Origin of the sequence: Mesorhizobium sp. STM 4661, from assembly GCF_000359125.1 — a bacterium.
GTDB lineage: Bacteria > Pseudomonadota > Alphaproteobacteria > Rhizobiales > Rhizobiaceae > Mesorhizobium.
In genome coordinates this window covers 40,466-59,847 of sequence record NZ_CAAF010000056.1, presented here as the reverse complement: position 1 = coordinate 59,847, position 19,382 = coordinate 40,466, and the positions used below count along the sequence as shown (strand labels likewise).

Annotated in this window: 12 protein-coding genes and 3 pseudogenes; 8 read left to right on the top strand and 7 right to left on the bottom strand. The window is 58.7% G+C overall.

From position 1 onward, the window contains the following. Window positions 1-515: 515 nt before the first annotated feature. The 3 genes from nifA to MESS4_RS18415 all read right to left on the bottom strand — a co-directional run bounded on the left by nifA (window position 516) and on the right by MESS4_RS18415 (window position 5,669). Window positions 516-2,231, bottom strand: coding sequence for a nif-specific transcriptional activator NifA (nifA, locus tag MESS4_RS18425; protein WP_006333925.1), 1,716 nt, complete (start codon window positions 2,229-2,231; stop codon window positions 516-518). A 654-nt stretch (window positions 2,232-2,885) separates the two neighbouring features. Continuing rightward, window positions 2,886-3,917: a LacI family DNA-binding transcriptional regulator gene (locus MESS4_RS18420; RefSeq protein ID WP_006333923.1), complete on the bottom strand. Its 1,032-nt coding sequence runs from the start codon at window positions 3,915-3,917 to the stop codon at window positions 2,886-2,888. A 318-nt stretch (window positions 3,918-4,235) separates the two neighbouring features. Further along, window positions 4,236-5,669, bottom strand: a complete 1,434-nt coding sequence (locus MESS4_RS18415; protein ID WP_006333919.1) for a dicarboxylate/amino acid:cation symporter — start codon at window positions 5,667-5,669, stop codon at window positions 4,236-4,238. Between the two features lie 256 nt (window positions 5,670-5,925). Here MESS4_RS18415 and MESS4_RS18410 point away from each other — a divergent pair, with 256 nt between their 5' ends. The 3 genes and pseudogenes from MESS4_RS18410 to MESS4_RS32395 form a co-directional block, all read left to right on the top strand. Beyond that, window positions 5,926-7,797, top strand: coding sequence for a sensor histidine kinase (locus MESS4_RS18410; RefSeq protein ID WP_036241597.1), 1,872 nt, complete (start codon window positions 5,926-5,928; stop codon window positions 7,795-7,797). Continuing rightward, window positions 7,794-9,161, top strand: a complete 1,368-nt coding sequence (locus MESS4_RS18405) for a sigma-54 dependent transcriptional regulator (protein WP_006333917.1) — start codon at window positions 7,794-7,796, stop codon at window positions 9,159-9,161. The genes MESS4_RS18410 and MESS4_RS18405 overlap by 4 nt, the downstream gene beginning before the upstream one ends. A 77-nt stretch (window positions 9,162-9,238) precedes the next feature. Continuing rightward, window positions 9,239-9,768, top strand: a pseudogene (locus MESS4_RS32395) (IS3 family transposase); the annotation flags it as partial. A 265-nt stretch (window positions 9,769-10,033) separates the two neighbouring features. Here MESS4_RS32395 and MESS4_RS18400 read toward each other — a convergent pair. Both MESS4_RS18400 and MESS4_RS34620 read right to left on the bottom strand, forming a co-directional pair. Then, a complete protein-coding gene (locus MESS4_RS18400) occupies window positions 10,034-11,071 on the bottom strand; it encodes an IS110 family transposase (protein WP_006333911.1) in 1,038 nt (345 codons plus the stop codon). Between the two features lie 350 nt (window positions 11,072-11,421). Further along, the gene (locus MESS4_RS34620; RefSeq protein ID WP_244441158.1) at window positions 11,422-11,691 is read right to left on the bottom strand and encodes a hypothetical protein; all 270 of its coding nucleotides are present in this window, start codon (window positions 11,689-11,691) and stop codon (window positions 11,422-11,424) included. A 31-nt stretch (window positions 11,692-11,722) separates the two neighbouring features. On the opposite strand from MESS4_RS34620, the pseudogene MESS4_RS34615 reads away from it, so the two are divergent. Together MESS4_RS34615 and MESS4_RS18390 are read left to right on the top strand one after the other, a co-directional pair. Next, a pseudogene (locus tag MESS4_RS34615) lies at window positions 11,723-11,896 on the top strand (methionine adenosyltransferase domain-containing protein); the annotation flags it as partial. Window positions 11,897-12,028: 132 nt separating this feature from the next. Next, window positions 12,029-13,195 (top strand): FAD-binding oxidoreductase, encoded by a 1,167-nt coding sequence (locus MESS4_RS18390; protein WP_036241594.1) that lies wholly within the window; start codon window positions 12,029-12,031, stop codon window positions 13,193-13,195. Between the two features lie 91 nt (window positions 13,196-13,286). Here MESS4_RS18390 and MESS4_RS34610 read toward each other — a convergent pair. Next, window positions 13,287-13,663 (bottom strand): annotated as a pseudogene (locus MESS4_RS34610) (IS481 family transposase); the annotation flags it as partial. Window positions 13,664-14,088: 425 nt separating this feature from the next. Between MESS4_RS34610 and MESS4_RS18385 the strand changes: the two are divergent. The 3 genes from MESS4_RS18385 to MESS4_RS18375 all read left to right on the top strand — a co-directional run bounded on the left by MESS4_RS18385 (window position 14,089) and on the right by MESS4_RS18375 (window position 17,362). Continuing rightward, on the top strand, window positions 14,089-15,078 hold the full coding sequence (locus tag MESS4_RS18385; protein ID WP_006333903.1) for a nodulation protein NodZ: 990 nt from the start codon (window positions 14,089-14,091) through the stop codon (window positions 15,076-15,078). Window positions 15,079-15,220: 142 nt separating this feature from the next. Further along, window positions 15,221-16,321 (top strand): GDP-mannose 4,6-dehydratase, encoded by a 1,101-nt coding sequence (gene gmd / locus MESS4_RS18380; protein WP_027033167.1) that lies wholly within the window; start codon window positions 15,221-15,223, stop codon window positions 16,319-16,321. A 72-nt stretch (window positions 16,322-16,393) separates the two neighbouring features. Continuing rightward, window positions 16,394-17,362 (top strand): GDP-L-fucose synthase, encoded by a 969-nt coding sequence (locus MESS4_RS18375; RefSeq protein ID WP_027033168.1) that lies wholly within the window; start codon window positions 16,394-16,396, stop codon window positions 17,360-17,362. Window positions 17,363-18,444: 1,082 nt separating this feature from the next. On the opposite strand, the gene MESS4_RS18365 is transcribed toward MESS4_RS18375, so the two are convergent. Beyond that, entirely contained in the window at window positions 18,445-19,356 is a 912-nt protein-coding gene (locus MESS4_RS18365) for an SIR2 family protein (protein WP_006333887.1), read from the bottom strand. Window positions 19,357-19,382 lie beyond the last annotated feature (26 nt).

Genomic DNA, 19,382 nt, shown 5'->3' with positions numbered 1-19,382 from the left:
CTTTATCATACCAATCGTCGCGTCAACACCACGCGCTGTGGCGACTTTACCTCTTCGAACCTGCACAAAAATATGCCAAACGCGACACTCGCCGTGGGTGACGCTGGGTGAGGAGCGACGTCGATTGAGCGTCGGAGGTGTCGTAAAAGGCGATCACGCCGCCGGATATGCGTGCGCGAAAGGCAGCACGGCGCTTATCTGCCTGACGACCTACACCACTCCGGTAGGGTTGGTTGACGGCGTACTGTTCTCCGTTTCAATGGCGAGACATCCGGCACGGGGCCGGCGGAGCGACATGGCCATCGGACCGACCATGACGGCGCTGCGTTTGCGCCAACTTGACTGGGATACCAAGCGCCGTGCGGTCGAGCGGACCGTGGATTGCGGCCGGCGCCAACAGGAGGGCTGTAACGCCTCACCGACGGAGGTCCGAGCCGTACCAATCAACGCTAATTTGTCCCAGCTATTCGCCTCGCGCGCTATCTCGCGGCCCCGCTTGAAGTCCGACAGCAGGTTCAGAGATTCTTGATCTCGATACCGTATTTCCTCAGCGCGTAACCAATCTGGCGCGGCGTCAGTCCAAGCAGGCGCGCTGCCTTTGCCTGTACCCAGCCGGATCTTTCCATGGCCGCGATGAGACGCTCGCGATCGGTCATCTTCGCGTCGCTTACGAGGCCTAGCCGAACAGGCGCTGGCAGTGCCTGCTCGCTGTCGTCATGCGGGACCCCAATGGCGGCCGAAGCAAAAGCACCAGACGATTGCATGGCCGGGTTCAGTGGCGATGGTGCGATCGGCTCCGATTTCGGCGCAGTTTCCTTCGATGCGTGCTTCCATAGCATCGCGGAAAGGCATCCGCCATGGCAGCAGTCAAAGTCGTTTCTGCCGATTGACGCTCCCGCTGCCAGGGTCGCTGTCCGCTGCACGCAATTTTCAAGCTCGCGGACATTTCCGGGAAAAGCACAGTTCATCAGCACTTCAGTCGCACTCGCATCAAAGACCATCGTACGGCCGTTCTCGCTGTTGAAATTCTTGAGAAACTCAGCGGCAAGGAGCGGAATATCACCGCGCCTTTCGCGCAATGGCGGCACCAGCAGGGGAACAACGCTGATGCGATAATAAAGGTCGGCGCGAAACTCGTTCCTTGCAACCGCGTCTTCCAGGTTCCTGTTCGTGGCGGCAATCACGCGAACGTCGACCTTAATCGTCTGGTTGCTGCCGACGCGCTCGAACTCCTGCTCCTGCAGCACGCGCAGCAGCTTTGCCTGGAACGAGGCCGAAATCTCACCGATCTCGTCCAGAAACAACGTTCCCTTGTCGGCGAGCTCAAAGCGCCCCTTGCGCGAGTTGAATGCACTGGTAAAGGCACCCTTTTCGTGACCGAACAGTTCGGATTCCAGGACTGTCTCAGGGAGCGCTGCGCAATTGAGCTTGATGAACGGCCGCTTGGCGCGTCCCGACATCTCGTGAACGGCCTTGGCGACCAGCTCCTTGCCGGTCCCGGATTCCCCGCGCAGCAAAACGGTGCTGTTGGACCTGGCTACTAACGCGACCTTCTCAAGCAGCCCGCGCAGCGCCGGGCTGTCGCCAATGATCCCCTTGACATGAGCCCTTTTGCCCTCATGCCCAGGCTGCTTGAGTTCGCCGAATTGCTTTTGCATCCGGATTTTCTCGGCCATCAGTCGCTCGCGGTCGGACGCGAACAGGCGATGCAGCTTCACTGTCTGTCCAACCAGATTAGCGATTGTGGTAAGGAGACGCAGGTCGTGATCGAGGAGGGAGCCTGATTTGTTGTCCAGGATGCGGTCGATGGTCAGCGTGCCCACGACGTTCGCATCGACGCGAATGGGTACGCCGATGAACGACACTTTCATGTTGTCGGACGCCCCGAGCACGTCCTTGTCGGCGGCGTTGAAAGCCGGATCCAACGCTATGTTCTCGGCGACGAGCGCCATGCCCGTCGTTATGATCTGGTCGATCGCCGCCCGTGGCAGATGCTTGCGGTAGCGCTCATCGCTGCCTTCGCTCCAGCCGGCGCCGACGGTCATGTCCGGTATGCCGGCACCGTCGCAGAGCGAGATGATGCCGTGCCGCACCTGCACCAACGATGGCAGGAGGTCGACGACGTTGGCCAACGTGGCTTCCAGCCCAGAGGGAGCGGTGAGCGCTGTCGACGTTTCAAAGATGTCCGGCGCCCTCTCGTGCAACGGCACAATAGGGACCACGTTATTCATCTCGGACTTTGAATTAGGGCTTTTCATTTTTGGAAGCGATATGCGGCGTGACGAGATCTGCCTGGCACTTTGCTCGGAGTTGCGAGTATCGTGCATGTGATCATCCATCTCGCGCCATGAAATCGATGCCCGAGGCAAGTGCGCCGATTGTCCAGCGCGTGGATGTCCTTGGCGAATCGCATTCGTCGGCGTCTTCGCTCCGCAGGCCGCTGCATAATCGACGAGTTTGCTCGCCCCGCCCTTTCACGCGGGGATTCATTGAAACACGAAAAGGCGTTGATGAAGATAGTCGTGACGATTGATCCGTCAGCAAGACGGACGTCTGCAGCCGGCTTTTCGCGCGCAATGAAATTGCCATCGAGATGATAGCTAATGTCGATGCCAGTCAGGCCCGGGCCGCGAGCAAGTGCGGCCCTGGCAAGATGGGGCGGCGTCATGCGGTCGATCGCAAAGCGGAGCGATGCTTGACGCATGGCTTTCCTCTCTCTTCATGAAGTGCGGGTCGTCGTTCTCGGCTGACTGGCTTCCGCCGCGCAGCAATCATTCGTTGTTAAACGAGACCGGAATGAGGGAGGTGAGTCAATCAAACTCCCGCTGCTTTTCTTTCATGAATGAAAGGAAATTAGGCTCTCATGATAGTATTTTATCAGTTTTTCAGATGTTTTCCGGCAGATAGATCTCAAACGGCAGAAAAGTCTGCCCAAGCGTCTCCGAAGTGCCGACCTTGATGGCCTGGGCCATCAGCGTCATCAGTTCCTGGCAAAGCAGGCGCTGGGGCGTGGCGACCGACATCGTGATCATGCCATCTGCGAGTGCAGCCCGTGACTCCGGCGTGATCTCGTTAACGATCGCGACGAGACCCCGGCTTTCGCCTTCTTCACGGAGCGCGGAGATCGCTCCCTCCATACCTCCGCCGGCCACATAGAAGCCGGTGAGTTCGGGTTCCCGTTGCATGAGATCCAGCGTGGCCTCGTAGGTGATCTGCCGTGCCTCAAGGTTCACGAGCGGATCGAGCAGCTCGAATGTCGGTGCATTCTCACGGAAATAGGAGCGAAAGCCGACCTCCCGCAGCTCCTGCCCCTGAAAACGGTGGCTGCCGACAAAAACCGCCACCTTGCCCGGCCGTCTTGCGACCTTTGAAAGCATCCAAGCTGTCGTCCGCCCGACCTTGCGGTTGTCGAGGCCGATATAACCCTCACGGACACCTTCGGCGAAATCGGAAAGCAGCGAGAAAACGGGGATGCCTTTTGCCTTGAGTTCTTGGACGGCTGCCGTGATCGCCGGATGGTCCGGCGCCACCATGGCGATCGCGTGGCAGCGCGCGCCGAATTCCTTGAGCAGTGGAACAAGGTCGCACGGCATGTGCGACGGCGCGAATTCGATGAGCGAAGTGCCATGGAAGCACTTCGCCGCGTTGACCGCCGCTTCGACCTCACGCGCGAAGCCCTGGTAGAAGTGGTGAGTCGGTTTTCTCAAGATGAAGCCAAGCCGATATTGCGGCAGGTCCGGCTGCAGGCGCTGCTTGATAAGACCTGCGGCGTGATATCCGATGGCCTGTGCCGCCGCTAAGACCCGCTGCGCAGTCTCCTTCCGCACCGGATGACGGGCATTCAGAACTCGGTCCACGGTGGCAACACTAACCCCGGCTTCCCGGGCGATATCAGCAATTATGGGTCGCTTCGCCATTGTTCGAGTCTGATTAAACGACATCAAGAAGAAATCCGGCAAAGGTCGGTTCAGTAAAATCTGTCATTCCTGCATTGATCCTGTTCGCTACCGAATTCTTGTCGTGGCGTGGTGCGAGGTAGAAGCCGAAACGGAGAGCGTGGGCGAATTGTTCAGCCGTGCCGACGGCTCCGATCGAGCTCCGCGGCCGGTTCCACGAACCGTCGCAAACTTCGGAGGCATTAAGCGCATCATCGATGGCTTGTGTGTCGTGACCGGTGCAAGACCTTCGCAAGGCGCAGATGATTTCGCACCCACTGCATTTCGGGATTCTTGATTTCATCGGCCCGCGAGAGTTTGTTTAGACCCCGCGGCCCGATCGTCCGGCGTTTGCGACCAGCTAGGCGATTCAACCGGCAGCGATGCTGCCGAGTTGCTCGGCGCGGGCGTTGTCAGTGGCTGGCCGGTTGATGTCTCGGCAGGCTGGTGGCCGCAGAATGCAGCTTTCAATTGCGCCTGATCCAGTTCGCCTTCCCAGCGGGCGACGACGAGCGATGCCACCGCGTTACCGACCAAATTCGTCAGTGCCCTGCATTCCGACATGAAGCGGTCGACGCCAAGGATCAGGGCCATTCCAGCAACGGGAACTGCCGGCACTACGGAGAGCGTAGCGGCCAACGTGACGAAGCCGGCACCTGTGACACCTGCTGCACCCTTCGAGGAAAGCATCGCGACGAGCAGCAGCAGGACCTGATCGCTAACTGACAAATCCGTATTCGTCGCCTGCGCGATGAAAAGGGCCGCGAGGGTCATGTAGATATTGGTGCCATCCAGATTGAAGGAATATCCGGTCGGAATAACCAGGCCCACGACCGAGCGCTTGGCGCCGGCCCTTTCCATTTTCCCCATGAGAGAGGGCAACGCAGCCTCGGAGGAGGACGTTCCGAGGACCAGCAGCAGCTCTTCCTTTATGTAGCGGATAAGAGAAAAGATCGAGAAGCCATTGTAACGACAGACTGCACCGAGAACCCCGAACACGAAGAGGAAGGCCGTGAGATAGAAGGTCCCGACCAGCATCGCAAGGTTGGCTACCGAGCCGATGCCATATTTGCCAATCGTGAAGGCCATTGCTCCGAAAGCGCCGATCGGCGCGACTTTCATCAGGATGCCGACCAATTTGAAAACGGGTGCAGTGAGGTCCTGAAGGAAGGAAAGAACCGATTTGCCCGATTCTCCGACCATCGCCAGCGCGATGCCGAAGAGGACGGAGAAGAACAACACCTGTAGAATGTCGCCTTCCACAAAGGCGCCGACAATCGTGGTCGGGATCATGTTCATCAGGAAGCCGGTCACGGACTGCTCATGGGCCTTTGAGGCATAGCCATTGACGGCTTGCACGTCGAGCGAGGTCAGATCGATGTTGAGGCCGGCGCCAGGCTGAACGATATTGCCGACGATGAGGCCGACGATAAGCGCGAGCGTCGAGAAGGTGAAGAAATAGAGCATCGCCTTGCCGGCAACACGGCCGACCTTCTGAAGATCGCTCATGCCGGCAATGCCAGTCGACACGGTCAGAAAGATAACGGGCGCGATGATCATCTTGACGAGCTTGATGAAGGCATCGCCGAGCGGCTTCAGGTTTTCTCCGATTTGCGGATAAAAATGGCCAACCGCAACTCCGAGGAGGATTGCGACAAGCACCTGCACGTAAGGCTTGGCAAAAAGGGTCTTGCGGGGTGCGCGCTTTACGCTTGGAGCCAGTGGGGTCAACATGTAAGTTTTCTCTCCCTGACCGGTTTGGGGCGGGCTGTTCCTCCCCGCGGCTTCTCCCATCGCGGCGCCCCGGTCGAACGCTGCTGCGTTGTTGACCGCAATAGCCGTGCCAAGCCAAGAGAGCGCGGAAATCGCCGGAGCCTCAGGTATCTTCAACAAATCGCGCAGCAAGATTGTGCGGTTTTCCGCACGGATCGCCTTCCCTTCTGGCGGAACCCCGCACTATGGTTCGTCAATGATCGGTTTTAAGAATACGATGGCAGAAGAAGAAGACATGGGTAATGGCGCCTTCCAGCGCGTCCCATTGGTCTTCCCTGGTAGATCCGGCGGTCGATCTCTCTGGCTTGTGGTTTTGCTTGCAATTCTTGGTGCGGCGCTCTGTTTCGTCGTCTTTGCAACGGGACGCATCGCCGGCACCAGAGCAGAGTATGCCCTACGCGACCGTGCTCTTGCCGCGTTCCCGCTTGCAGCCGACAGTTTGAAAGGAGAGATCGAGAAGCAGCGAATGATTCCGCTGGTTCTGGCACGCGACGGTGCCGTTCAGGAGATGCTTCGCAGTCCGAGCACTGCCAACGAAGCCGCGCTTGATGAGAAGCTTCGCGCCATCGCGCGCGACGCCGGCTCTTCTATACTCTACATCATTAATCCTGAGGGCGTAGCGGTCGCTGCGAGCAACGCCGGCGAGCCGACCAGTTTCGTCGGCAGCGATTACCGCTTTCGCCACTACTTCACCGAGGCGATGGCGGATAGCGCGGCTATGCAATATGCGCTCGGCACGGTTAGCGCGCGCCCTGGTCTCTATCTGTCGAGCCGGGTCGATGGGCCGGAGGGGCCGCTCGGTGTGGTTGTGGTGAAGGTGGAGCTCGACCGCGTCGAGTCGCGTTGGCTGGAGAGCGGCTTCGTGGTCTTCACGACCGATGAGCGAGGCGTGGTTCTTGCCACGAGCGTGCCCCAATGGCGTTTTGGCACTCTCTCACCGCTTTCCGCAAAGGAGAAGCAAACCGCTCGCGATCGTCTGCAGCTACCGGGCGTGACTTTCGAGCCGGTGCCGCTTTCCCGCCGCGGCGACAACCTGGTCACCGCAACTCCTGAGAGTCGATCAGCCGGTTTCGTTGCGGTTTCGCAGGATCTCGGCAAAGCAGTTCCGGGCTGGCGCATGTCGTTGCTCATCCCCGCCGACACCGAGATCTCCTCGGCGGTCATGACAGCCCGCGTGACAACGCTGCTTGCCCTCGTTCTCGTTGGATTCGTCATTTTCATCATTGTTCGACGGCGGCGGGCGGCCCGGCAGCGGCAAGAAGTGCTTGTGTTGCTGAATGCGGAACTGGAGCATCGCGTCGAACTGCGCACGGCGGAGCTCCAGAGCTCGAACGCAGCGCTCGCCAGTGAGATCGCCGAGCGAGAGAACGCTGAAGCAAGAGTGCGTCGCCTGCGCGACGAACTCGCCCAGGCGAACCGCTTGTCAATCCTGGGACAGATAACGGCCGGGGTCGCCCACGAGATCAACCAGCCGGTCGCCGCAATCCGCACCTATGCTGAAAATGCCGCGCGTCTTCTAGGGATCGGCCGGTCGCAAGAAACCGCCGAGAATCTGACCTCGATCGTCGCCATGACCGGCAGGATCGGCACGATCACTGAAACGCTAAGGTCCTTTTCCCGCCGCGCCAGCGGATCGATGGGACCGATACCGGCGGACGACGCGATCGACGGCGCTCTGTCGCTTCTTTCAGGCCGAATTCGCGATTCCGGTGTGACGATTGAACGGAAGCGGATCGATCCGTCTCCAATTGTCATGGCAAGCCGCATGCGACTGGAGCAGATACTCGTCAACCTTCTCCAGAACGCGCTTGACGCTCTGAAGGATCAACCGGAGCCCCGCGTCGAGATAGCGCTCGCCGAAAACGGGGAAATGGTCGCTATTTCCCTTCGGGACAACGGCCCCGGCCTTGCCCCCGACATTCGCAGGAGCCTCTTCATGCCGTTCGTTACCAACAAGGAAAAGGGTCTCGGTCTTGGCCTGGTCATTTCGCAAGAGATCGCGCGTGAGCTCGGCGGCTCGTTGCGGCATGATGATGCCGGCCACGGGAGAGGGACTTCTTTCACGGTCGAGCTGAGGCGAGCGGCATGAGTGCTGAATCAGGACCGGTCATTTTTATCGACGATGACGAGGATGTGCTTCGCGCAGCCACGCAGATGCTGAAGCTTGCCTCGTTCTCACCGAGCGTGTTCGGTTCGGCCGAGGCCGCACTCGCCAGAATCGACGGGAACTTCGATGGCCCTGTCGTGAGTGACATCCGTATGCCCGGGCTGAACGGACTTCAGCTCTTCGAGCGAGTGAAGGCGATCGACCCGGAAATTCCGGTTGTCCTGATCACCGGGCATGCCGACGTCGAGCTGGCCGTTGCCGCCATCAAGGATGGCGCCTACGATTTCATCTCGAAGCCATATGCGAACGACCGGCTTCTCGTGACGCTGCATCGCGCTTCGGAAAAACGGCGCCTGGTCCTGGAAAACAGACGTCTTAGGGATGCGGTTGTCCGATCTGCGGGCGATATCCCGCTGATCGGGGAGGCACCGACCATGATTCGATTGCGCGAAACTCTCCGCCAGATCGCCGATACCGATGTGGATGTCCTTGTGGAAGGCGAGACGGGCACGGGCAAGGAGGTGGTCGCGGATCTGCTTCACCGCTGGAGCAGACGACGCACGAAGCCCTTCGTTGCCCTGAATTGTGGAGCGCTGCCCGAAAGCGTCATCGATAGCGAACTTTTCGGGCACGAGGCAGGCGCCTTTACTGGCGCGCAGAGGCGCAGGACCGGTCGCATCGAGCATTCGAACGGAGGGACGCTCTTCCTCGACGAAATCGAGTCGATGCCGCCAGCACTCCAGGTGAAGCTTCTGAGGGTGCTTGAGACCCGGCAGATCACGCCGCTTGGCACGAACGAAACCCGCAGCATCGACCTTCGTGTCGTGTCGGCTACCAAGGCCGATCTCGGCGATCCGGCCGCCCGCGGAGATTTCCGGGAAGACCTTTATTTCCGGCTGAATGTGGTGACGCTCCGCATCCCGCCGCTTCGCGAAAGACGCGAAGACATCCCGATGCTCTTTGGGCATTTCCTGGAACGCGCCTCCAAACGCTTCAGCAGGCCAGTTCCGGACATAAGCGCTGGCGTGCGCGATCGCCTCGTGAGCCACAATTGGCCCGGCAATGTCCGTGAACTCGTGCATTTCGCCGATCGCGTTGCATTGGGACTTGAAAGGCTAGGCACGCCCATTGCATCAGGTCGAAAGGAACAAGCGGTATCAAGCCTCCCCTTGTCCGAGAAGGTCAGCCTTTATGAGGCGACTGTCATCCGCGATGCCTTGCAGGAATGCGGCGGCGACGTGAGGCGCACGATCGAAGTCCTGGGAGTTCCCCGCAAGACCTTCTACGACAAGCTGAAACGACATGGGATAGACACGGCCGATTATCGAAAAACCGCCATTGGCTGAAGCCTTCTTGCTTGCATGTCGCGGAAAAGAAATTTCGCCATTCTCGTCCGACTCAAAGGATGCACTATGGGCTAGGTGAAGCGAGCCTGAGGTCGCTTTCGGAACGCTATGGCATCAACCCCAAGACGGTCGCGAAGTGGAGAAGCGGAATTCGACCGCCGATCTGTCCACCGGCTCCAGGGAGTCGACAGTTCTGTCTGTCGAGGAAAACCGTTGTTGTGGCCTTCCGCCGCAACAGGCTGCTGCCGCTCGACGATTGCCTCTACGCGTTGCAGCCGACGTCCCGCATCTGACGCGCTCCCACCGCTGTCTGCAGGCAAGCATCGGCCGATTGCCAGATGTCGACGGCGACAGGCCGGCGAGAAGAGTCGAGAGAATGAACCGGACCATCAAGACGCAACCGTCAAGCGCTTCCACTACGACGATCGCGACCAACTGCGTCGGCATCTTGCCGACTTCGTCGCGGCCTACAATTTCGGCCGCAACCTGAAGACTCTCAAGGGCCTCACGCCCTGCGAGTTCATCTGGAAGGCATGGGCTTCCCAGCCGAGCGTTCACTTTCAATCCGCTCCAGCAAATGCCGGGACTTCTCTATTCGGCGTGTTGAAGTCAATCGCTTTCAAGCTTCCTCTACCACGGGCATTTGATGTCTTTCGCGAGGCCTTGCTTCTCTTCGGGATCGGCGCTTTGGGCCCTCCCAGCATGGGATCAGTTGGAATGAAGGGGACAATCTAAACAGCGTTCTCACCATGTTGCGGCGGTGGAAACGAGTCCCGGCACGTCCTCTCTTCATCCTCCGTCCCGCGAAGGACATTCATCCGCCCCTGGCGGATCTCGTTATCGGATCTTCTCCCTTTCGTTGGTGGACCCGGCTATATCATCGCCGTTGCTTCCTCTCGCGCCCAGCGGAACTCACTGCCGTCGGACCATATTCTGTGCATGATGACAGCCAATCTGCGAGCAAGGGCAACGGTCGCTCTTTGTCGGCCCCGGCGCTTAGCGACGTTCATCGCCCAAGCTTTCAGCCATGACCACTTTTTCACCACCGTCAGTAAGACTTGCGCGGCTTCATAAAGTAGCGTTCGCATCATGGCGTCACCGCACAGGGAAACACGTCCGACGCGATTGTCCTCGCCTGATTGATGCAAGCGCGGCGTCAACCCGAGAGCCGGCCCTACGTCCTTCGAATTCTTGAAGCGGGCAGGAATGTCGACCGTGGCGTTGAAAGCCAGCGCAACGACAGGTCCGACACCAGGTACGGTCATCAACCGCCTGCAAACCGTGTCACCCTTCACGATCGACAGCAGCCTTTCATGCAGTACCGTGAACTGCTCGCGAAGTTTCTGCCGGGCGGCGAGCAACACCTCCATGATGTCACGTAGCTCCGGAATGTCGCCGGAAAGGTCCTGGATGCGATCCGCAAATTTGGCAGCGCCGACAATGCCAACCTTGAGACCGAAGTTACGCAACAGGCCTCGAATGTCGTTCTCAATTGCGATGGCCTTTTCCTGCAGCAACTTGCGGGCTGTCAACAGCGCCCGGCGTTTCTGGCTCATCAGCGTCTTGACGTGCACCGGCCGGAACAATTTAACCCGCATCATCTGCGCGATGCCGCGCGCATCATTGCGGTCGGTCTTGTTGACCTGCGCCTTGAGAAAGGCCTTCGCATGACGGGTTTCGATGCAGATTGCAGGTAGTCCGGCTCCCGCCAGACCACTGAACAACCATTGTGATAAGGGACCGGCTTCAAGCCCGATCCGGGCCAGATTCCAGGCGGGATTCTTCAACGCCTCTACAAGATCGTCCGGATGGCTCGCAACCTTCATCTCTCTGCAAATTCGGCCTCCTTCATCCACGATGCAAACGGTCGTCTCTTTCACGGAGACGTCCAGTCCGGCATAATGCTTCATGCTGCGCTTCCTTTCCTGATGCTTGTGGCTGTTCACGCAGACCACGTTTTATCATCAGCTCGAAGCGCAGCACCTCAAACACCGTTCAAGACGTGGGGCAAAGCCGAATACCCATCTAAACATTTAGCAAATGGCGGATGAGGTGCACGATGCAAGTTAGCACGTCGCCTGGGGAAAGGTGCGCCGATCGCCTCCCTCTTGGCCAACCAGTTCCAGCTTGCCGTCTTACCAGGCCCCCGCCAATCTCGTTGCGTTGTTGTTTAGCGTTGCAACAGATCCTTCAAAGAAATTCATGGAATCGTTGCGAGCGCAAATCGCTGTCAATGGTACGCTCATCACAACTTTCGAGATCAGTGGCGGCAGAAATCTGGTGTCGTTTTATGTTCCGCCGCCAAACAGCATTTGCGAAGAGCGCGAAATGACAAAGCCAGCAGGACGAGGGTACCAGCCATGCGCACATCGACTACACCCAAGTCGCCCGCGATACGATACTCGATATTGGCTACGACGATGCCATCGGCTTTGATGGTCGAAATTGCGCCGTCGCTCTGGCTCTCACCGGGCAGTCGCCCGACATCAGCCAGGGCGTTGATGAAGGACGATGGCAGGATCTCGAGCAAGGGCGGGATCAGGGCCTCATGTTTGGATTCGCATGTTTTCGATCTCCGACCGAAAGGCATCATCAAGATGCTTGATCTCGTACGCCCGATATACCGCAACACGGCGACATACGGACACTTCGGCCGTGAAGAGCCTGAGTTCACCTGGGAGAAGAAGGACAGAGCCGACGACTTGCTGCGTGAGGCAGGACCGGCAGCTGCGTGAGCGCCGCTGGATCAAGCGCATCCGGCAACCCTTTTCAACTCGCTAGGCCCGCGCCCGCCGCGGCACGCGCTTCGACATCATGCTGACGGCTGTGTGATCGACACGGGCGGTTACCGGAAAGGCGACAAAAAAGTGCGTTACGACATCGTTATCATCGGAGGAGCCATCGTCGGCTCTTCGATCGCCTACTATCTGCGCGAGGAAGGGTTTTCCGGCTCGATCGCGCTGATCGAGCGCGATCCGCAGTTCGCGCACGCGGCAACGACGTTGTCCTGCGCCTCCATTCGCCAGCAATTCTCGATCCCGCAGAACATCCGCCTGTCGCAGTTCACCATGAAACTGTTCCGGCGGCTGAAGGAGACGTTCGGCACCGATGCCGATATCGGTTTCCGCGAAGGCGGCTTTCTCATTCTCGCTAGCGAGAACGGGCTGCCGATCCTGAATGCCAATCACGAAGCGCAGGTCGCCGAGGGGGCCGACATCCTGCTCGAGGACGCGGACCAGCTGACGCGCCGCTTCCCTTGGCTGTCGGCCGAGGGCATCACCGCCGGCGCCTATGGCCGCAGCGGCGAGGGCTGGTTCGACGCGCATGCGATGCTGATGCTGTTCCGCAAGGCGTTGCGCGGCAAGAACGTGGACTTTATGACCGCCTCGGTCATCGGCATCGAGCGGCAAGGCGACCGTGTCACCAGCGTCAGCCTCGACAATGGCGAGACGCTCGAAGCCGGCACCGTCATCAACGCCGCCGGGCCGAATGCCGGCAAGGTCGCAGCTTTTGCCCAACTGGCGCTGCCGGTCGAGCCACGCAAGCGCAACGTCTTCGTCTTCGAGGCGCGCGAAAAATATGCCGACATGCCGCTGCTGGTCGATCCCTCCGGCATCTATGTCAGGCCGGAAGGCTCGGTCTATCTCACCGGCGGCGCCGAGCCGGAAGAGGGCGACGGGCCGGCCGATCCCCAGGATTTCGAGGTCGACTGGCCGCTGTTCGAAGAGGTGATTTGGCCGGTGCTGGCGACCCGCATTCCGGCCTTCGAGGCCATCAAGCCTACCCGCGCCTGGGCCGGGCACTACGATTACAACACGCTCGACCAGAACGCGGTGATCGGGCCGCACCCCAAGGTGAAAAATTTCCTCTTCGCCAACGGATTTTCAGGCCACGGTCTGCAGCAGGCCCCGGCGGTCGGCAAGGCGCTGGCCGAGCTTCTCGTGCATGGCGGCTACCGCACGGTCGATTGCTCCGCGTTTGGGTACATCCGTGTCGCCGAAGGGCGGGCGTTTAGGGAATTGAATGTGATCTAGCAACAACGGCGCCGCGACGGTCTCCTTTGGTGCCGGCGGGACAGAGGGGCGCGAAGGTTCGCGACAGGCGGTGCCGCGGTACAAAGGCCTTGATGTTTAGCTTGCCCTGTTCGGTTGGGATCTCCGCAATATCAATGTGGAAGAAGCCGATGCTTGCGCTGCAGACATCGGTGCAATGAAGAGCGCGTCAGATGCGGGATCGTCGGCTGCAAGGCCGTAGAGGCAATCGTCCAGCGCAGCAGTGTGTTGCGGCGGAAGGCCACAACAACGGTCTTCTTCTACGGCAGACAGAACCTTCGATCTCGGCTCCCTGGGGCCGGTGGGCAGATCGGCGGTCGAACTCCGCTCCTCCACTTCGCGACCGTCTTGGGGTTGATGGCATAGCGCTTCGAAAGCGAGCTCAGGCTCGCTTACAGCTCGACGCATCGCCTCTTTCTTTGTGGCGCTCCCATGCAGAACCTGGCCCAGTCGAAGCTTCGTGGCCGCGGCCCGCGCTCATGGCCGGCTCACTTAGGTCGATGCTGCGTGCTGTCACCGTGAGGTTCCGCTGGGGTTAGCGGTGCGTCGAGCACAGCGAGAGGGTTCACAGCCAACGCTCTGGAACCCATGTCACTACCATCCATGGCGTGGATGCGTTTCATCGAAACAGACGATTTTACCGATGTTACGGCACGATGCATAGAAAGAATTCAAGAATGTAGCAGCCTTAAGGAAAGCGGTTGATGTTTGCGTTGGCTCCGAAGAGCATTTTCTGGTCTGCGCGGAAGACCAGCCCAGGCGCGCGTCCATCGCGGCCAGGCACTTCCGCGACAGACGCAAGCTACATCGCATTGGCACAGCACGACAATCTTCCCCGAATTGCGCAGGCGCTTGCCTGGAGAGAGGCAATTTAGATGCTTGTTGATCGCTCAAGGAACGATCGGTTCGTTGTTTCTCGACGGCGCACGGGTCTCGGTGATTGCCTGTGGTCTCTCGCGTCGGCTTGGGACTACGCACATCGGACGGGACGAGCTTTAGCAATAGATTGGCGCGGCTCTTGTTACCTTGACAACCCGTTTGCGAATGCCTTTCCAGCTTTCTTCAAGCCAATTGAGGATATCGGTGGTGTACGGGTCATTTGCGATGACCAGATCAACCACGTCTCATTCCCTGGTCCCTTCTTCCCGTCTTGGTGGAACAAGCCATCCATCGACTGCGTGTACCGTCCGGATGAACAGATTTTCCAAGAACGTGACGAGCTTAACGATCTTTTCCAGGCCCAAGATGATTGTGAAGCCAACACGGTAGTGTGTGATGCTTGCTTGATGTGGCGCTGCGATGAAAAGGCCGAGCGAACCATATTTAGGAGCATCACACCGAGGGTCGAAATTGAGGATCGCATTGAAGCGCTCTACCAGGAACATTTTGACGGGCACAGCATAGTTGGAGTCCATGTCCGCCACGGCAACGGCGAAGATATTATGGATCACGCACCTTACTGGGCTGATCCGAAGGTTGCCTTAGAGCAGGTATGCACTGCCATTCGTATGGCCAAGGCGCAACCGCATTCAAGACCTGTAAAGGTGTTCTTGTGTACAGACAGCGCCAAGGTTGTTGATCACCTGTCGGGCGTATTTCCCGAACTTTTCACCGTCCCAAAACGCTTCCAGGCGGATCAGGCCGGCCCCTTACACAGTGCCGCACTGGGCACCGACGGGGGGTTTTCCGCGCTCGTTGAGATGTATCTCCTCGGTCGATGCGACACTGTTATTCGCTTTCCTCCGACTAGCGCCTTCACCCGCTATGCCCGCCTCTTCGTGCCACGAATTGTCGAATTCGATTTGAATGACCCGCGTCGTTTGATCTTGATCGACAACTCTTTCGAACGTTCCCCGGCTCCATGAAAGGCTGGCATCCCGCTCGAACTCTCCCTTGCTTTCGCGCAGAGGCCCCCGTTCGCCCTGCCCAATACGCCCCTTTCTCGCCACGCAATCCCGCCGCAGGCGAGCGTTTTCATGGGCGCGTCAAAATCAAAAGGATTCAAGCTTGTCAAAGAGAAAAGTAGCTTTAATCACCGGGGTTACGGGGCAAGACGGTTCCTACCTCGCAGAATTGCTTTTAGAAAAGGGCTATTCTGTGCATGGGATAAAGAGACGATCGTCTCTTTTTAATACGGGCCGTATAGACCATCTCTATCATGACCCTCATGAAAGTGGCGTTGATCTTACACTTCACCACGGGGACTTGACAGACTCGTCGAGCCTTACGCGCGTCATCCAACTGGTTCAGCCGGACGAAATTTACAATTTGGCAGCTCAGAGCCACGTTGCAGTCTCCTTTGAAGAACCAGAATACACCGCGAACTCCGATGCCTTGGGTGCGCTGCGTATCCTCGAGGCAATTCGGATCCTGGGGCTCGTCAAGCATACGCGCTACTACCAAGCCTCGACGTCTGAGCTCTACGGGCTGGTGCGGGAAACGCCACAGACCGAGACGACACCGTTCTACCCCCGGTCCCCCTACGCTGTTGCCAAATTGTATGCTCACTGGATCACCGTAAATTATCGAGAATCTTACAATTTGTATGCATGTAACGGCATTTTATTTAATCATGAGTCACCTGCGCGCGGAGAAACATTTGTAACTCGCAAAATCACGCGCGCCTTGACTCGGATTAAGCTTGGAATGCAGCGCACTCTATTCCTGGGGAACCTTAATGCGCGTCGCGATTGGGGGCACGCTCGAGACTACGTCCAGATGCAGTGGTTGATGCTGCAGCAGGAGCAACCTGAAGACTTTGTGATCGCTAGCGGTGAGCAACATTCGGTGCGCGAATTCGTCACCGTCGCGGCCGCTGAACTCGGCATCGATGTTCGTTGGGTGGGGGAAGGGGTCGACGAAGAGGGGTACGATGCAAAGACGGGAGCTCTGATCGTAAAAGTAGATCCCCGTTATTTTCGTCCTGCAGAAGTCGAGACACTTCTCGGCGATGCCCGCAAGGCAAAAGAAAAACTTGGGTGGGAGCCCAAAATCTCCTTCATCGAATTGGTTAGGGAGATGGTTCGGGAAGATTTGCGCATGGCAGAGCGTGAGGCAGTGCTGATGAAGCAGGGTTATTATTCACACAGTCCACGAGAGTTATGCTGACAACGGCGGCGCCATGCTGGGTTGTTGTCAGTGCTATGGTGGCCTTCTTAAGGAGCGCCCAGAGCGTTAACAATGGAAAACAAAAAGATGAAGAAAGTCTATGTGGCAGGCCATCGCGGCCTTGTTGGATCCGCCACAATGAGAGCCCTCGAGGCGTTAGGATCCTATGAGATAATAACACGTACTCACGACGAACTGGATCTATTTGACCGGAGCGAGACGCGCAGGTTCTTCATGTCGCAACGGCCAGATTACGTCGTTATGTGCGCCGCAAAGGTTGGTGGTATACTGGCGAACGCTAGCTCCCCTGTCGATTTCCTTCATAACAACCTCGCGATTCAAGTCAGTGTTTTTGATGCCGCTTACGCTTCCGGCGTCGAACGGATGATTTTTCTTGGCTCCTCGTGTATCTATCCACGCGACTGCCCGCAGCCGATACGGGAGGAATACCTTCTCACCGGTCCGCTTGAAGCGACGAATCGTCCCTACGCTTTGGCAAAAATCGCAGGTGTCGAATCGTGCTGGTCTTTCAACCGGCAGTACAAGGCGCGCTATCTCGCATTGATGCCGACCAATTTATATGGTCCCGGCGATAATTATCACCCCGAGAATTGTCACGTTCTGCCTGCTCTGATACGCCGCTTTCATCAAGCTAAAATGAACGGCGACTCCTCTGTGGGGGTCTGGGGATCCGGAAATCCTCGGCGAGAGTTTATGTATTCGTCGGATGTAGGCGATGCCATTGCGTTCCTGCTTGGCCTGCCAGATTCGGATTTTGACGCCTTAACAGCCCCCGACACTGCGCCCCTGATTAATGTTGGCGTTGGTGAGGACGTCACAATTCGCGAGGTGGCGGAACTCGTCAAGGCGGCGGTCTGCTGGGAGGGCAATTTGGTGTTCGACACGACGAAGCCAGACGGTACTCCGCGCAAGCTACTGGACGTAACGCGCTTGCGTAACCTTGGCTGGAAAGCCAAAACGTCTCTTGGTGCCGGGTTGCAAGCGACGTATGAGGATTTTCTTCGCCTTCATGCGGCTTGATGTGGAAGCGCGCATCCAGGTTGGACTGCATGTCCGACCGGGTGCAAGCTCGCCCAGTCCGGCCAAACAGATGAGAGGGACGCATACATCCCGAGGCGGCCGCAATAGTGGCCTGTGCTGACGTTGCAGACCGGACCTCTCTGCGACCGGCGATGCAGAGGATCACCCAGAAGCTTGCCCAAGCCAAATGGGAAGGGGAAGGCCGCATAACCGGCCGCACCTGGAACGGCTGTGCGTGAGCGCCGTCAACTCAAGCCGCCAGTTAGAACTGCTCGACCTCGCGGGAGCCGCTGCTTACGAAGCTGGCATCGACAGGAAAGCCAACCAGGCCCCCATCATGCCTCGAGGCAGGCCTTATCCAAGGCGGTGCATGCGGAAATGGCGGGCGTCGACGTATGCTTTTCAACTCGCGCTTAGCCGCAGGCGGGATCGTGTCCCCCTGCGCGGTGGAGCTGGCGGCATTGGTCGCCGTGCTCTCCGGCATGGGCCGGGCTGATCGGATTGGTTCAGTCTGCGTTGTTAGCGCCGAACTCACTCGCCTCAAGGTCATGGCGCCACAAGCGCGGATTCGGGGCGCCGTGGTGCGGGCGTTTACAACTCATGCAGCAGCGGGTCTCGTTGATGGCGAAGCGGGCTGCCCTGAACCAATCGCTCGCGTCTGCGGCGCGCCAAGCTGTCGCGCAACGCGATCATCCTGACGCTCTGGGATGGCAGTGGCAGGTGACCGCCTATATGGCAATGGCAGGTGACCGCCTATGCGGTGAGCACGCTTGGCCTTAGCTCGATTGGCATCGACCCCAACCGGCCCTGGTCATCGCGCCGTGCCACAGCTTTTACCGCCAAGTGAAGCCGATCAGCTGCGACCGCTCGCCGCGACAACCCTGGCGCCAGACTATGCTCTGCTCGGCTGGTTCGAGCCCGTCGCCGCTGCGTTCATCCGCAGCATCGAATGCCATATCCGCTGCAGCCTCGAATGAAATAACCGTCGTAGCTTTTCAGAGCGCCTCTCGGAGCTGTTGAAAAACCCGGAAGTCAATTGCCCGTTTTACCTTTTCGGCAATGTTGAGGCGTCTGAGAATGGCTCAAACGATACCCCGTTTGGCTTCATGCAATGTCTCGCCCAGTCCGACGAGACGGGCTGCGGCCTGACCCGTCGGCATGTCAATGACCGTGATTGCGCTTGCCGCAAGGAAACGACGCTCGTTCTTGGTCAGCGTCGCTGTATCGATTGCCGCAAAATGTGGGCCATTGGAGCGCTTCATGATCTGCCGGGCATAGGTGCGCAGCATCTGATCGTTGAAGCGGCAGCCGATGAAGAAAAGACCACGGCTAGCTCGCCGTTCCTTCACCAGGTCAGGGATCGGCGTCTGGATGTCGATTTCGCTCAGCACTTCAACGTAGTCGGAATCTGCGACGAGGAAGTTTGCGGCCGGCCTGGCACCGCCGTGAGGGGCGTAGAGAACCGTCTTCGCCGCTGGTGCGGATTCGAGTAATATCCCGGACAAATCGTAGGCTTTCGTCCAAATGTCACCGATCTCGTGCGCCCGTGTTACGCCCTGTATTTCGACGACGTCCGTTCGGCGGGTCTGTATTAGAGCCGCGCGCATGGCACCGTCGTACCAGCTGTCGACGATCACGGAGAGCGGCAGCGTTGCAAGCCAGGCATGCAAGATGGTCGGCACCACCGGGGCCGCGAATATTTCGGCCATCCAAACTTGAAGCGTCCGGCGGTGCCGGCGCTGTTCGATATACTGCGCTACCGACCACATGTTGGTGCGAATCTTCGAAGGGGCTGGCGTGCGCTTGTTGAGCGCTGCGGCAACGGCTTCGGGGGTATGCGGTACGGGCGGTCCCGCGGAGCGGATCTCAAGCAGACCCGGGCCGAGATAGGGAATGACCTGATCGGCCGCGAGCGCTTTCTTCAAAAGGTCAAGCTGCCTTTCGGCAAAACTGTCCCGAATGACGACGAGATGGCCCGAGGTCATTGTGTTCATGCTCGTATCCCTTTGCCGCTCTCTTT

What these genes read in the sequence shown, in the direction of transcription:
- MESS4_RS18385 (WP_006333903.1), top strand. Translation starts at nt 14,089, where the DNA reads ATGCTTGTTGATCGCTCAAGGAACGATCGGTTCGTTGTTTCTCGACGG.
- MESS4_RS18400 (WP_006333911.1), bottom strand. Translation starts at nt 11,071, where the DNA reads ATGAAGCATTATGCCGGACTGGACGTCTCCGTGAAAGAGACGACCGTT.
- MESS4_RS18365 (WP_006333887.1), bottom strand. Translation starts at nt 19,356, where the DNA reads ATGAACACAATGACCTCGGGCCATCTCGTCGTCATTCGGGACAGTTTT.
- MESS4_RS18415 (WP_006333919.1), bottom strand. Translation starts at nt 5,669, where the DNA reads ATGTTGACCCCACTGGCTCCAAGCGTAAAGCGCGCACCCCGCAAGACC.
- MESS4_RS18420 (WP_006333923.1), bottom strand. Translation starts at nt 3,917, where the DNA reads ATGGCGAAGCGACCCATAATTGCTGATATCGCCCGGGAAGCCGGGGTT.
- MESS4_RS18405 (WP_006333917.1), top strand. Translation starts at nt 7,794, where the DNA reads ATGAGTGCTGAATCAGGACCGGTCATTTTTATCGACGATGACGAGGAT.
- MESS4_RS18375 (WP_027033168.1), top strand. Translation starts at nt 16,394, where the DNA reads ATGGAAAACAAAAAGATGAAGAAAGTCTATGTGGCAGGCCATCGCGGC.
- MESS4_RS18410 (WP_036241597.1), top strand. Translation starts at nt 5,926, where the DNA reads ATGGCAGAAGAAGAAGACATGGGTAATGGCGCCTTCCAGCGCGTCCCA.
- nifA (WP_006333925.1), bottom strand. Translation starts at nt 2,231, where the DNA reads ATGAATAACGTGGTCCCTATTGTGCCGTTGCACGAGAGGGCGCCGGAC.